This window comes from Bacillus cabrialesii (assembly GCF_004124315.2).
GTDB classification, from domain to species: Bacteria; Bacillota; Bacilli; order Bacillales; family Bacillaceae; genus Bacillus; species Bacillus cabrialesii.
In genome coordinates this window covers 1,152,846-1,166,664 of record NZ_CP096889.1, presented here as the reverse complement: position 1 = coordinate 1,166,664, position 13,819 = coordinate 1,152,846, and the positions used below count along the sequence as shown (strand labels likewise).

The following is a 13,819-nucleotide window of genomic DNA, read 5'->3' as shown; positions in this document are numbered from 1 at the left end:
CCTTTCACATCGAAAAAACTGAATTTCTCTGCACATGACTCTCCGCCCTACATATACTTTTACAGAAGCCCAAGAAGGAGTTGAATCCCTTGTACTACAGCTGCTATCCATATCCGGCGCCGTACCGGGAAGACCCTGTTTTGATTCGGAATCTGAAAAAAGCCATTAACGGAGAATTCAGCGCGGTTCAATGCTACCGCAAGCTCGCCGAACTTGCCAGCCGCGATGACGCCAGAAAACAGATTGAAGAAATCAGGCGTGACGAAATGCGCCACCTCCGTGAATTTTCCACATTGTACGGAGCCATTACCGGCAAACACTTCATGCCGAAACAAACGGAGGAATGCCCGGACAGTTTCACGAGAGGGCTTGACGCCGCTTTTAAAGATGAACAAGAAACCGTTGACTTTTACTTGCGTGCGGCCGAGGAAACCTCAAACCTAAAAGCGAAGGGCATCTTTACGCGCGCCGCACGGGATGAACAAAATCACGCTGTCTGGTTTCTATACTATCTGATGGAACGTTAAGTATACCCGCCCAGGGTATATGTACATATTTCTTCCCTTAAAACACACCCGCCTGTTTTTTAAAAATCAAGATGGGAAACTTAAAACCATACACTGCCATACAGGGGGAATCAGTTATGGAACATTCTTTAAAAGCTTGTATTGAAGCTTGCATCAATTGTATGGAGGCTTGCAATCATTGTTTTACAAAATGTTTGGAGGAAAGTGCGCATCACGATCTCAGCGGCTGCATCCGGCTTGACAGGGAGTGCGCGGATATTTGCGCGCTGGCGGTCAAAGCCATGCAAACGGACAGCCCTTTCATGAAAGAAATTTGTGCACTTTGCGCCGATATCTGTGAAGCGTGCGGCACAGAATGCGAAAAGCATGGACACGATCATTGCCAAGCATGTGCGAAATCCTGCTTCGCCTGCGCTGACCAATGCCGCAGCATGGCGTCATAAAGTACAGTGAGTGAGGGTTCAAAAAAAGAACCCTCTTTTCATTTGGACAGCCACACGGCGTACAAATCAATCCATCCCTCTTCATCAAGCATGAGGCCTTCCACATTCTCACTTGATGTCACCTGCAGCACACTTTGATACAGCGGAATCGCATTGAACTCCTGCAGAAGCAGGCGGTCAATGTCATGCAGCATCTGGATTCTCGAACAGCGGTCAGGCATTGAAAAAATCCGTTCTGTCATTCCTGCGCATATTTGTGTCAGCTTTTCAGAAAGATGCTGACACAAAAAACTGTTCTCCGACAGCAGCAAATGCAGAAAACCAAACTCACTGTCCTCGGCAAACGTCGCGCTGTCATGAATGATATCCGCCATTTGCACAATTTCCGACCGGCGGAGATCAGCAGAATCACAGAATTGAAGTGTAAGCCTGATGCCATGCTGGGCGCAAACATTTTGAATCCACTCGGCATCCTCCCGATGATCAGCTTCCGAAAAGGTAAACAGCACCAGCGTTTCCCCCTCGTATCCGCTCTTCTCCAGCAATTCAAAAGGTGACACGCCTTCCCGATCAAAAGGACTCGGATGCAAAAAAGACGAAACCGGGGTTCTGCGGTGCCCTCCCGTTTCACGAACGAGCCGTTCAGAGGAAATCAACAGGCGGAGCGCTTTTCGAAAGCTTCGGTGCTGAAGCGGCCCTTCCTTTTTCAAATTGAGCGACAAGTACTGAACATGCCGTTCATCAAAAACAGTTTGCCGATCAGGACATGTTTGTTTTTCTTGAATGATAAAGCCGTTCATCTCTTCGGCTTGCTCAGAAAATACAAACTCAACGCGATCCAAAAAGGGGCGTCCCTTGAAGTAACGCTCATTGGCTTCAAGCACAAGCATTCGGCTGTGATGCTGATTTACCCGAAAAGGCCCTGTCCCATTGATGATCCCGCCGCCCTGTTCTGCCGGCAGAATAGACAGCCGTTCATCACAAAGAACATACGGCAAAAGCTCATTTGGCTTATCGAGTATGAGCTCCACACAATAAGGGCTATTTTCCAAGACTAGCTTCACTCCGTGTAACATCCATTTATACGGGTTGTCAGCCTGGGTCAGAAAGCGCTGTAACGTAAACGCAACATCCCGCGCTGTCAGCGGCTGTCCATTATGAAAAAACACACCTTTTCGAAGAAAAAATCTCCATCGTTTTTTTCCGTCCTCTTCCCACCCATGAACCAAATGAGGCTTCGGTTCCTGCACATCCGGATCAAACGTGAGCAGTGTATCAAATATTTGTTTGACGAAATGCCCTTCAGACCGCAAAAATATTTGGCATGGGTCCAAACTGCTGACAGCTTCAGGAGTGATGAACAGCCGGAGCACATCCTTTTCTCCATCCCCGCCGCTCTCTGTCACAAAGCCAAACACCTCTGACAACCACATATCATATTCGTTTTGAAGCCCCGGAAACGCGGACTGATGCTGCTGAAGCAGTTCCTTTGCTTTATTAAGCTTTCCAGCCATTGTATATTCCTTGGCCGTTTGAAGCAGCAGTTCTTCAGGCCGGCGAAGAAACGCGATTTTGGATTTGCGGCCGCGCCCCGCCCCGCTTTCCCGGATAATCCAATTCTTGTTCTCCAGCTTATGTAAAATGAGCTTTACATTTCTTTCTGTACAAAATAAACAGTCTGCAATCTCTGTGAGTGTCATTTCGTTCATTTGCCCATACGCAGCGCTTCCTGCTTTTACAAGTTCCACATAATGCTCAATCAGCTTCAATCCCCGCACCTCCCGACAAAAGGGGAAACTTTTTCTCTTCTTTTCTTCACTTTTTGGGCCGCCGCCCCTTCTATACACTACTACTATATCAAACAGTGAAAGGCGGCAATCACATGTTTACCAGCTTTCAATCTATAAAATCGAGGTATACGGCTCCCGTTTGGCTCCGCTTTTTCGGCGAAATGCTGACAAGCCTCACAGGTGCAATGATGGGCCCTTTTATGGTGCTGTATCTGCATGAACAATTAAACGGCAGTGTCATGATTCCAATGCTGATCATCAGTCTACAGCCATTTGCCGATATTTGTCTGACGCTGATTGCAGGACGGGTAACGGACCAGCTTGGGCGGCGCACCGCGATTCTTATTGCATTGTTTCTGCAATCAGCGGCCATGATGGGGTTTATGTTTGCTGAGCATGCGTATGCCTTCGCCTTTCTCTACGTCCTGAATGGTATCGGGAGATCGTTGTACATCCCTGCTTCCCGCGCACAAATTGCCGAAAGCACGCCGGAAAGCAGACGTTCAGAAGTGTTTGCGGTCATCAATGCGATCTATTCGGCGGGCCTGACGGCAGGGCCGCTGCTGGGCATGCTGCTGTACAAACACAACCCCGTATGGATATTCGCTTTAGATGCCGCGGCATTGTTCATCTTCTTTCTGATCGCTGCGCTAAAACTGCCGGAAACAAAGCCGATCATAACAGCTGATGCACCGGCGTTTTCCACGAGCTTTACGATATACAGGCCTGTGCTGCTTCTTTTGCTGCTCTCTCTCCCCATCAGCATGTTATATGCGCAAACAGAAACTACCTACAGGCTGTTCAGTAAAAACATGTTCTCTGATTATTTGTCCGTGCTGACCATCTACTCGGCGGCAAAAGCTTTATTCAGCTTTGTTCTCCAGGTTCCTCTTGTAAAGGGGACCGAAAAGCTTTCAATGAAAACGATCCTTTTGATTACTTATGTCTGCTACTCCCTTGCGGCTGCCGGATTTGCATGCTCAACCTCCCTGACAATGCTTTTAGTGACGGCAGCCGTGATGACGGTTGGCGAAAGCATCGGACTAACCCACATCCAGACCTTCATTTCGAAATTGGCGCCGCCTCATCTGCTCGGCCGGTTTTATGCGGTATACGGTCTGCATTGGGACATATCCCGCTCAATCGGTCCTCTGGCGGGCGGACTGATCCTGACATCGTTTGGCGGAGAAGTGATTTTTTACGCCCTTGCCGTGTGTTTGCTGACAGCATGCTTATGCCTGACGTACACAATAGAAAAGCTCGAACAGAAGGTTATAAGAAAAACGAATGGCTAAATGAAAAAAATTCATAATTTCTTTATCAACAAAAATATACTATAGTAATAATACATTCACTACGTGAACAATTGCAGTGTTACGTGAAAAGGAAGAAGGGTTTTACATTGAAGAAAGACGAAAATCTCCTCAAAGATCTATGGTTTATCGCAATCAGTGCAGCCGGGGGGTTTATTCTTTCATTAACCGGAATATCGATTGGATGGATGATCGGAACACTGATTGTCGCTTGCTGCCTCGCCATGATACGGCCGGCATGGCTGATGATGGCACCAGACCAAAAAGGAATTAACCGCCGATGGCTCGCCCTCGGGCAGATGATCCTCGGGATTGAATTGGGCCAAAAGCTGAACTTATCCGTTCTCTCTGTCCTCAAAGACCATTGGTTTTCAGTCGGCGTTATGCTGATATTGTCTATCCTGCTGGCCATGCTGTCAGGGTATGTGCTTTGGCGTTTCAGCAAAACGGACATGATGACAAGCTTTGTCGGCACCGCTCCCGGCGGTCTGTCCGCGATGCCAAGCATCGCACAAGAGGTCGGCGCCAATACTGCCATTGTCAGCCTCGTTCAAATGATGCGGGTGCTGCTCGTGGTGCTTTCCATACCGTTTTTAGTCATCCTGATCTATACAAAACATGACGGTTCCGCAAGCGCCGCAGCAGAAACGCTTTCCACAGCAACGACTGATATCAGGCTCACTCCCGTTTTATGGACCGCCGTTCTGATTCTCGCTGCCTGGGGAGCTTGCAAAGCTGCGAAATTTTTAAAATTTCCGGCGCCATGGCTGCTCGGCAGCATGCTCGGTGCAGCCCTTGTACACGTTGGCGGATCTGCGGTGACAGGGCACGACATGACGTCTTGGTGGCCATCACAAGCTAACCATGTATCGCAAGTGTTTCTGGGGGCAACAATCGGCTCTAAGATGTACAAAAGCATGTTTGCCGGCGTCACCCGCATTATCATCGTCGGGTTTGTCTCCTCCGTCGGATTAATCGCAGCTATGTTTTTGAGCGCCGTGATTGTTTCCAAGCTGACAGGAATATCGCTCATCACTTCTGTTCTGGCATTTGCGCCAGGCGGCATTGCAGAAATGGCGACGACGTCTGTTACCTTGCATGCTGATTCCACCTTTGTCGTTGCGGTCCAGGTCATACGCGTTATCCTTGTCATCGCCCTATTGCCGCCATTTTATCGTCTGCTTCACCATCTTCATGGTGAAAGAAAAGACAAAAAAAGCTCTGTCAGCGGCAGCAATGCCTAGTTCAAGAACTTTTTAATGGGAAACCATCAAGATGGGGATCAAGTTATAGTACTGGAACAACAAAAGATTAATGGATCAGATTTGAAGTAAGTGCTGTCAGAGGGCGAAATGAAAGGCGAAGGAATAATTGACCACTTTGGTATAGGAGCAATTAAAGAATTCCAAAAAGCAGGCTTCCTGATTGAAAAAGAGGTTAAATATGATTAACCTCTTTTTTCTATACAAAGATATAAAGTGATAAGAAAGTGAAAATCTAAAGTTACGTTGATTCTCTTATAATAAGCTTTGTTGGCAGTTTAATAATTTTTCTGTTTAAAGAAGTGTTACCCGAAATAGACTCGATTATTTTCAACACAGCCTGTTGGCCTAATTCTACTATGGGAATATCAATTGTTGTTATGGTCGGAGTCACTACTTGGCAAATCAATTGGTTGTCAAAACCAATTACAGCTAAGTCTTCTGGAACTTGAAAGCCTTTTGTTATCGCCTGTTTAATAATCCCTGCGGCGACTTGATCATTTCCTGTAAATATGGCTGAGGGTCTGTCCTTTAGATCCTTTATCTTATCAAAAACACGAAAGCCATCCTCGATATTAAACATTTCGCCGAATATCCATTCGTTTCTATGCTGTAAATTGTAATCTTGTAAAGCTTTCAAGTAACCCTCTTTCCTCTGACATTGAGCTTCGCTATATGGAGTATCAAAACAAAATCCAATTTTTTTATGGCCTCTTTCAATTAAATGTACTACCCCCATGTATGCGGCTTCAAATTCATCATACCCAATGATCGTGATGTCCGCTGAGTGATGATATTCATTACATAATAGGATAGGACCATACTTTAAAAAAGGGGAGATCTTCTCCCATTCATTTTCTAAAGTTCCAAGAATAATGCCATCAACTTCTTTATGTTTCAATAACTCTAATAATTCCAGCTCTGTCTGTTTGTCATAAAAGGTTTGAAATACAACTACCTTGTAATTCCTAAACAGTGCCTCATGAGAAACCCCTTTTATTAATTGAGCAAAAAATGGATGGTCGATACTTGGAACCGATAAAGCTATCGTTTGTGTCTTATTTCTCCTAAAATTCCGAGCTAAATAATTGGGAGTGTAATCAAGTTCGTTAATTGCCTTTAAAATCATATCTCTTTTTTCTTTTGATACATAAGGATGATTATTCAATACTCTTGATACTGTGGTTTTAGACACGTTGCATAATCTTGCTATCTCATCAATTGTAGGCATATTTTCCCTTCCTCAAAAAAGTTATTGACATGTTATCGGTTTCAGAAATTAGGATAAATTTGTATCAAATTTTCCAGATTATAAAAATCATTGGAGGTACTGTTCATGCAAAAACAGGTTAGAGTTTCAGGTAAAAGTAAAGAAAACATGTTATTGCTAAAAAACTTAAAAGGTGACATGCAAGGAAAAGAACTTGTTATTGAAGACAGTATTGCAAACGAGCGATGGAAACAAGTATTAAAAGAAAATACAGATATTGAAAATGACCTTTTCAACTACCAAAAAAATCGTGAAATCAGTAAAGTCCCTTTTATGCCTGTAGACAGATTAATAACCAATGATGAAGTGGCTGATATCTTAAATACGTTAACTGCAGTTTTGCCAACTGGAAAATTTACGAGTGGTTCCTATTTAGAGCAATTCGAAGAAGTTTTATCTACATATTTACATAAAAGGTATGTAATTGCAACCAGCAGCGGAACGGATGCTATTATGATAGGATTATTAGCTTTAGGGTTAAACCGAGGTGATGGAGTTATCATGCCGGCTAATAGCTTTGCAGCTACTGAAAATGCTGTGTTAGCTTTGGGAGGCGTTCCTGTCTATGTAGATATTAACCCGCAAACATTCTGCATCGATCCTAACAAAATTGAGGAAGCAATAACTCCTTATACAAAATTTATTCTCCCTGTGCATTTATACGGAAAACATTCAGACATGAAGCATATCCGTCAAATCGCAAATCGTTATAACTTGAAAGTAATTGAAGATGCTTGCCAAGGAATTGGACTGACAGACTTAGGAAAGTATGCGGACATAACTACATTAAGTTTTAATCCATATAAGAATTTTGGTGTATGTGGTAAGGCTGGGGCAATAGCAACCGACAATGAAGAACTCGCTAACAAATGCATTCAATTTAGTTATCATGGTTTTGAAGTAAATGTAAAAAATCAGAAAGTCATCAATTTTGGATTTAATTCAAAAATGGACAATTTACAGGCAGCAATTGGTTTAGAGAGAATGAAGTATCTTTCATTAAACAATTTTAAAAGACTGTTCTTGGCGGATAGATACATTACTCAATTAGCAGAGTTACAGAATAAAGGCCTTATTGAATTGCCGGAATTAAGCGAAGATCATGTATGGCATCTGTTTCCTATTAAAGTACGAACAGAAGACAGGACAGATATCATGACGAAATTAAATGAAGATTTTGGTGTACAGACAGATGTATATTATCCAATACTGTCTCATATGCAAAAAACTCCTTTAGTACGGGACAAGTATACAAACCTCCAATTGGTTCATACGGAAAAGGCTCATAGTCAGGTACTGCATTTGCCTTTATATCCATCATTTACTTTAGAAGAGCAAGACAGAGTAATGGAGGGGCTGTTTAATGTTATTAAGCAAAAAGCCGGAGTATAAAACGTTATCCAAGGTTGAACATCCTAAGTATATTGTTTTTTGTGATTTTGACGAAACGTATTATCCGCATACAATCGACGAACAGAAACAACAAGACATATATGAACTCGAAGACTACCTAGAACAAAAAAGTAAAGATGGGGAACTGCTAATCGGATGGGTTACTGGGAGTAGTATAGAATCTATTCTCGATAAAATGGAACGAGGAAAATTTAGATATTTCCCGCATTTTATAGCTAGTGATCTTGGAACTGAAATCACGTACTTTTCAGAGCATAACTTCGGACAGCAAGATAATGAGTGGAACAGTCGCATAAATGAAGGTTTTAGTAAAGAAAAGATTGAAAAACTTGTGAAACAGCTACATGAACATCATAACATTCTTTTGAATCCTCAAACGCAATTAGGAAAGTCACGGTATAAGCATAACTTCTACTATCAGGAACAAGATGAAATAAACGACAAGAAAAACCTATTAGCAATTGAAAAGATCTGCGAGGAATACGGCGTTTCAGTGAATATAAATCGCTGTAATCCCTTAGCAGGTGATCCAGAAGACAGCTATGATGTAGATTTTATACCTGTGGGAACAGGAAAGAAGGAAATTGTTAAGTTTATGTTAGAGAAACATAACCTAAATACCGAAAATGCTATCGCATTTGGAGATAGCGGAAATGATGTTCGTATGTTACAGGCAGTAGGGAATGGATATCTACTAAAAAATGCAACACAAGAAGCCAAAAACTTGCACCAACTTATAACTGATAGTGAGTACTCAAAAGGAATTACTAATACTTTAAAAAAATTAATTGGATAATGAGGAGGAAATAGACATGAAGAAAATTGGCATTATAGGTGCAGGTGGTATTGCAAGAGCGCACGCAACCGCTTTATCTACAATAAAAAATGCAGAGTTAGTAGGCGTGTATGACATAAATCAACAAAATGCGGAAAGCTTTGTTAAAACTTTCGGCGGAAAGACATATGAAAATGTGGATGAACTAATTGATGTCTCAGAAGGATTAATTGTAGCATCTCCAAACTTTTGCCATAAAGAACATGCTTTGCAGGCATTAGCAAAACATAAGCATGTATTGTGTGAAAAACCTATGGCTATTTCTCTTGAGGAAGCAAGCTTAATGAAAGATACGGCTGAAAGGTTAGACGTAAGAGCTAGTATGGGATTTAATTATAGATATTTGTCTTATGTAAATATCTTAAAAAGCTTAATTATAAATAATGAACTAGGTAACATATTGTCTATAAAAGCACACTTTAAGAAAAATAGTGCAATTAGACGTAAGAAGTTTACTTGGAGAGATGACGCTAATAGTAAAAAGACTAGTGGATCATTGGGGGATCTGGGTATTCACCTTATCGACATGGTATGGTATTTGTTTGAGAGTGATTTCATCCCGGAATCAGTAAGGGCAAAGATGAACACAAATGTAAAAACAAAAGAGGATAAACAGGTACTTGTAGATGACTATGCAGAAATTTATGGTCAATTGAAGAATAAGGTATTTGTAAATATCATCACATCAAAATGCTCTGTACCTGAAGACTGTGGTTTTAGCATTGAGGTAGTTGGACACAAAAAAGAGTTTAAATACCACACAGGCAACCCTCGCGTTTACAAGCTCATAGATGGCTTGAACGTGGTAGACTGCCCAGTACCGCAAAGTCTATTAAACGATCCGCCAAACGAATTTTATGGTTGGGCTGATTCTTTTAGAAGCGAGTTAATCAATTGGATTGCATCAACTCAGAAAGAATGGATTGAGATCCCTTCTTTTAACGATGGTTTTAGATCTCAGGAAGTATTAGAAATGTTCTTTGAGAAAGATAGCAACTCTCAAACAATGAATGTTTTAGCAGTTAATTAGTATTCGAAAAGAGAAGTTACTAAAAAAGCAGGAATTTATTTTCCTGCTTTTTAATGTAGGGGTGTAGATAATGTTAAGAGGGACATATTTATTTGGATATGCTTTCTTTTTCACAGTAGGTATTATCCATATATCAACAGGAAGTTTGACACCATTTCTATTAGAGGCATTTAACAAGACAACAGATGATATTTCGGTCATCATTTTCTTTCAGTTTACTGGATTCCTAAGCGGAGTATTAATCGCGCCGTTAATGATTAAGAAATACAGTCACTTTAGGACACTTACTTTAGCTTTGACAATAATGCTCGCAGCGTTAAGTATCTTTTTTCTAACGAAGGATTGGTATTACATTGTTGTAATGGCTTTTCTCTTAGGATATGGAGCAGGTACATTAGAAACGACAGTTGGTTCCTTTGTTATTGCTAATTTCGATAGCAATGCAGAAAAAATGAGTAAGTTGGAAGTCCTCTTTGGATTAGGCGCTTTATCTTTCCCATTATTAATTAATTCTTTCATCAATATCAATAACTGGTATTTACCGTATTACTGCATATTCACTTTTTTGTTCGTTTTATTAGTAGGTTGGTTCATTTTCTTATCCAAGAACCGAAAATACGCTAAAAGTGCTATTCAGCAAGTGACCTTGCCAAATGTAGGAGCATTTCAATACTTTATAGGAGATAGAAAAAAATCAAAGCAATTAGGCTTTTTTGTATTTTTCGCTTTCCTATATGCTGGAATCGAAACAAATTTTGCCAACTTTTTACCTTCAATCATGATAAACCAAGACAATGAACAAATTAGTCTTATAAGCGTCTCCTTTTTCTGGGTAGGGATAATCATAGGAAGAATACTGATTGGTTTAGTAAGTAGTAGGCTTGATTTTTCTAAGTACCTCCTATTTAGTTGTAGTTGTTTAATTGTTTTGTTGATTGCCTTCTCTTATATAAGTAACCCGATACTTCAATTGGGTGGCACATTTTTGATTGGTCTAAGTATAGCGGGCATATTTCCCATTGCTTTAACACTAGCATCAATCATGATTCAGAAGTACATTGACGAAGTTACAAGTTTATTTATTGCTTCGGCAAGTTTCGGAGGAGCGATAATCTCTTTCTTAATTGGATGGAGTTTGAATCAGGATACGATCTTATTAACTATGGGAATATTTACAACTATGGCGGTCATTCTAGTAGGTATTTCTGTAAAGATTAGGAGAACTAAAACCGAAGACCCTATTTCACTTGAAAGCAAAGCTTCAAAAACACAGTAAAAAACGTGTAAATGAAAGATACTAATAGACATATCGTAGGTAAATATATGTGATTTCATGACATAAGAGAAGCCCATAGTTGAACATCAAGAAATTGCGGCCAGACGCGGCAGAGTTATCAGAAAACGCAGATGTACCCTTTGAAAAGAAAGATAATTCCAAAAATTGCCTCGAAATATTTTGAGGAAGCATCTAAAGCCAAAGATAAATTTTGAGATTAACCGGAGATACATGTAAAATAAAGGAGAAATCTTAAAATTAATAGGGGCGTTATGATGAAAAAGATCTTTAAGGAGGGTTTTCTGCGCGGCAATCCAGAGAAGACAATGCACTTATATTATGGAATATGCTTAGGAATCTGGCTGATTTATAATGTAGTGACATCCGGCTCCCCTGGACTGCCGCTTACGATTTTAGCCGGAGGAAATTTGATTTACCTCACCATCCTGAAAAAGAAAGAAGAAACGTGAAAAACACGCACCTCAGTGCGTGTTCAGGCTGTCGAGAAAATCTCGACAGCCTTTATTTTTCCTTAAAATATCCATTCTCCTGTAATAAAATAAAAGAAAGACTAAAAAGGACGGTGTCTTTCTTATGTTCCACACAAGAAATTCTTCTCAAAACACAGCCGAATTTGTTCTGCTTGACCAACTGGTCGAAGAGGATCATCTGCTTCGAAAAATTGATAAATACATAGACTTCTCTTTTATCATTGAAAAGGTTAAGCCTTACTACAGCGAAAACAAAGGCCGCCCCTCACTTGATCCACTAATTTTATTCAAAATGATGTTTATCGGCTACCTCTACGGTATCCGTTCAGAAAGGCAGCTCGAAAAAGAAATTTACTACAATATGGCGTACAGATGGTTTTTGGGACTGAATATCAATGACCCAGTTCCGCACCACTCGACCATCAGCTGGAACAGACGCACACGCTTTAAAGATACAACCATCTTCCAAGACATTTTTGATGAGATCGTTCTTCAGGCCATCAATCATGACATGGTGGGCGGACGTGTCCTATTCACTGATTCCACTCATCTGAAAGCCAATGCCAACAAGCATAAATACACAAGAAAAACAATAGCGCAGGATACACAAAACTATATCAAGGATTTAAATGAAGCCATACAAGAGGATCGGGAGGAACACGGAAAAAAGCCATTAACAGCCAAAGAGGAGGTGAAAGCTGAAAAAGAGATCCGCCACAGTACAACCGATCCGGAAAGTGGCTATCTGTATCGCGAAAACAAACCAGAAGGTTTTTTCTATTTAGATCACCGCACAACAGATATGAAATACAACATTATCACCGATGCCTATGTCACACCCGGAAATGTCCATGATTCTGTGCCCTATCTTGACCGATTGGATCACCAAATCGCACGATTTGGTTTTCAAGTAGAAGCCGTCGCCCTTGATTCTGGTTATTTAACGACTCCCATCTGTAAAGGATTAGCTGACCGCCATATTTTTGGCGTTATTGCCCATAGACGATATCACCCTACCAGAGGCTTGTTTCCAAAATGGAAGTTTCATTATGACAGTGAGAAAGACAGTTACATTTGCCCGAACCAGCAAACACTTACATACTCAACAACTGACCGAAAAGGCTACCGGTCATATAAATCAAATCCTGAAATATGTTCCTCATGCCGGCTGCTTGGGAACTGTACAAAATCAAAGAATCGGCAGAAAGTGATTACTCGGCATGTATGGGAAGATCATAAAGAAAAGGTCAGACAAAATCGCTTGTCTGTTTCAGGAAAAAACCTCTACAAAAAAAGAAAAGAAAAAATAGAGCGAAGCTTTGCAGATTCAAAACAGCTGCACGGGCTTCGCTATTGCAGGTTGAGGGGGAAACGAAATGTGAGTGAACAAGTTCTTCTCACAGCCGCATGCCAGAACATGAAGAAGATTGCCACATACCTAGCCAAGCAAGGCTAGGCATGTGGGAGCGCTTTTTCTGCATCTGAAACCTGATGAAAATCTAAAGAAACAGCATAAAACAAAAAAGCTTGTGGAGAAAAACATCGTTTTCTCTACAAGCTGAACACGCACCTCAGTGCGTGTTTTTTATTTAAAAACGCTGTGCAGACCCTCTTCTATTTCTTCTGACGACGGATACCATTTTGTCACGAGATCACGAAACAGCCGTTCCGCAAAAAGAATCTCTTCCTCTGTATACCGGTCAAAAAATGACAGAAAACGCTGCTGAACCTTCTGATGATAATACTTGTGCAGCCCATGCAGTTTTTTCCCAGCAGGCGTCAAACGAAAGTAAACTTCCTTTTTATTATCGCTGAGCTGAGTTCTGTGAAGGAAGCCTGCGCCGAGCAATTTTGTACTGATGCGCGACACTGTCGCTTTTGTCGTATTCATTTTTTCTGCTATCGCCGTGACATTGATCGGCTCATTGTCTCCAACACAAGAAAGAACATGAATTTCTGTCATTGACAATTGAGATTTGCTCCCGTGCTCGGCATCAAGCTTCTTCAATTCGTCAGCCAAAAAAGCTTTAATGAGCCCCTCCCATTTCTCCTGCTGGTGAATGAGCTCCGCATACAATTCAAAAAGATTGTGTTTCGTATGATCTGTGTTCATCGGGTTTTTCACCTTTTCCATTCGATTGTTTCTTCTATCATACCGTTTTGTTACAG

At 41.2% G+C, this 13,819-nt stretch carries 13 protein-coding genes; 10 read left to right on the top strand and 3 right to left on the bottom strand.

What is annotated here, in order from left to right; translation table 11 throughout:
• Window positions 1-89: 89 nt before the first annotated feature.
• Together EFK13_RS05985 and EFK13_RS05980 are read left to right on the top strand one after the other, a co-directional pair.
• On the top strand, window positions 90-527 hold the full coding sequence (locus tag EFK13_RS05985) for a ferritin family protein (RefSeq protein ID WP_129506146.1): 438 nt from the start codon (window positions 90-92) through the stop codon (window positions 525-527).
• A gap of 116 nt (window positions 528-643) precedes the next feature.
• Window positions 644-970: a four-helix bundle copper-binding protein gene (locus EFK13_RS05980; protein ID WP_129506147.1), complete on the top strand. Its 327-nt coding sequence runs from the start codon at window positions 644-646 to the stop codon at window positions 968-970.
• Window positions 971-1,008: 38 nt separating this feature from the next.
• On the opposite strand, the gene EFK13_RS05975 is transcribed toward EFK13_RS05980, so the two are convergent.
• Window positions 1,009-2,739: an SgrR family transcriptional regulator gene (locus EFK13_RS05975; RefSeq protein ID WP_129506148.1), complete on the bottom strand. Its 1,731-nt coding sequence runs from the start codon at window positions 2,737-2,739 to the stop codon at window positions 1,009-1,011.
• 113 nt (window positions 2,740-2,852) lie between these two features.
• On the opposite strand from EFK13_RS05975, the gene EFK13_RS05970 reads away from it, so the two are divergent.
• The gene (locus tag EFK13_RS05970) at window positions 2,853-4,055 is read left to right on the top strand and encodes an MDR family MFS transporter (RefSeq protein WP_129506149.1); all 1,203 of its coding nucleotides are present in this window, start codon (window positions 2,853-2,855) and stop codon (window positions 4,053-4,055) included.
• 107 nt (window positions 4,056-4,162) lie between these two features.
• Complete coding sequence (locus EFK13_RS05965; protein ID WP_129506150.1) at window positions 4,163-5,317, top strand: AbrB family transcriptional regulator; 1,155 nt, start codon at window positions 4,163-4,165, stop codon at window positions 5,315-5,317.
• A gap of 259 nt (window positions 5,318-5,576) precedes the next feature.
• Here EFK13_RS05965 and ntdR read toward each other — a convergent pair whose 3' ends face one another.
• The gene (gene ntdR / locus EFK13_RS05960) at window positions 5,577-6,566 is read right to left on the bottom strand and encodes an NTD biosynthesis operon transcriptional regulator NtdR (RefSeq protein WP_129506151.1); all 990 of its coding nucleotides are present in this window, start codon (window positions 6,564-6,566) and stop codon (window positions 5,577-5,579) included.
• Window positions 6,567-6,671: 105 nt separating this feature from the next.
• Here ntdR and ntdA point away from each other — a divergent pair, with 105 nt between their 5' ends.
• From ntdA to EFK13_RS05930, 6 genes are all read left to right on the top strand, one after another.
• Window positions 6,672-7,997 carry a 3-dehydro-glucose-6-phosphate--glutamate transaminase gene (gene ntdA, locus EFK13_RS05955; RefSeq protein ID WP_129506152.1) on the top strand — a complete coding sequence of 442 codons (1,326 nt, stop codon included), beginning with the start codon at window positions 6,672-6,674 and terminating at the stop codon, window positions 7,995-7,997.
• Window positions 7,969-8,814: a kanosamine-6-phosphate phosphatase gene (gene ntdB, locus EFK13_RS05950; protein WP_129506153.1), complete on the top strand. Its 846-nt coding sequence runs from the start codon at window positions 7,969-7,971 to the stop codon at window positions 8,812-8,814. The genes ntdA and ntdB overlap by 29 nt, the downstream gene beginning before the upstream one ends.
• 16 nt (window positions 8,815-8,830) lie before the next feature.
• On the top strand, window positions 8,831-9,883 hold the full coding sequence (gene ntdC / locus EFK13_RS05945) for a glucose-6-phosphate 3-dehydrogenase NdtC (RefSeq protein WP_129506154.1): 1,053 nt from the start codon (window positions 8,831-8,833) through the stop codon (window positions 9,881-9,883).
• Window positions 9,884-9,953: 70 nt separating this feature from the next.
• Entirely contained in the window at window positions 9,954-11,159 is a 1,206-nt protein-coding gene (glcP, locus tag EFK13_RS05940; RefSeq protein WP_129506155.1) for a glucose/mannose transporter GlcP, read from the top strand.
• Between the two features lie 272 nt (window positions 11,160-11,431).
• Complete coding sequence (locus tag EFK13_RS05935) at window positions 11,432-11,629, top strand: hypothetical protein (RefSeq protein ID WP_129506156.1); 198 nt, start codon at window positions 11,432-11,434, stop codon at window positions 11,627-11,629.
• Window positions 11,630-11,753: 124 nt separating this feature from the next.
• Entirely contained in the window at window positions 11,754-13,106 is a 1,353-nt protein-coding gene (locus EFK13_RS05930; RefSeq protein WP_129508246.1) for an IS1182 family transposase, read from the top strand.
• Window positions 13,107-13,235: 129 nt separating this feature from the next.
• Here EFK13_RS05930 and EFK13_RS05925 read toward each other — a convergent pair whose 3' ends face one another.
• Entirely contained in the window at window positions 13,236-13,763 is a 528-nt protein-coding gene (locus EFK13_RS05925; RefSeq protein ID WP_129506251.1) for a MarR family transcriptional regulator, read from the bottom strand.
• Window positions 13,764-13,819: the final 56 nt, after the last annotated feature.

What these genes read in the sequence shown, in the direction of transcription:
- EFK13_RS05980 (WP_129506147.1), top strand. Translation starts at nt 644, where the DNA reads ATGGAACATTCTTTAAAAGCTTGTATTGAAGCTTGCATCAATTGTATG.
- EFK13_RS05970 (WP_129506149.1), top strand. Translation starts at nt 2,853, where the DNA reads ATGTTTACCAGCTTTCAATCTATAAAATCGAGGTATACGGCTCCCGTT.
- ntdR (WP_129506151.1), bottom strand. Translation starts at nt 6,566, where the DNA reads ATGCCTACAATTGATGAGATAGCAAGATTATGCAACGTGTCTAAAACC.
- ntdA (WP_129506152.1), top strand. Translation starts at nt 6,672, where the DNA reads ATGCAAAAACAGGTTAGAGTTTCAGGTAAAAGTAAAGAAAACATGTTA.
- ntdB (WP_129506153.1), top strand. Translation starts at nt 7,969, where the DNA reads ATGTTATTAAGCAAAAAGCCGGAGTATAAAACGTTATCCAAGGTTGAA.
- ntdC (WP_129506154.1), top strand. Translation starts at nt 8,831, where the DNA reads ATGAAGAAAATTGGCATTATAGGTGCAGGTGGTATTGCAAGAGCGCAC.
- glcP (WP_129506155.1), top strand. Translation starts at nt 9,954, where the DNA reads ATGTTAAGAGGGACATATTTATTTGGATATGCTTTCTTTTTCACAGTA.
- EFK13_RS05935 (WP_129506156.1), top strand. Translation starts at nt 11,432, where the DNA reads ATGATGAAAAAGATCTTTAAGGAGGGTTTTCTGCGCGGCAATCCAGAG.
- EFK13_RS05930 (WP_129508246.1), top strand. Translation starts at nt 11,754, where the DNA reads ATGTTCCACACAAGAAATTCTTCTCAAAACACAGCCGAATTTGTTCTG.
- EFK13_RS05925 (WP_129506251.1), bottom strand. Translation starts at nt 13,763, where the DNA reads ATGAACACAGATCATACGAAACACAATCTTTTTGAATTGTATGCGGAG.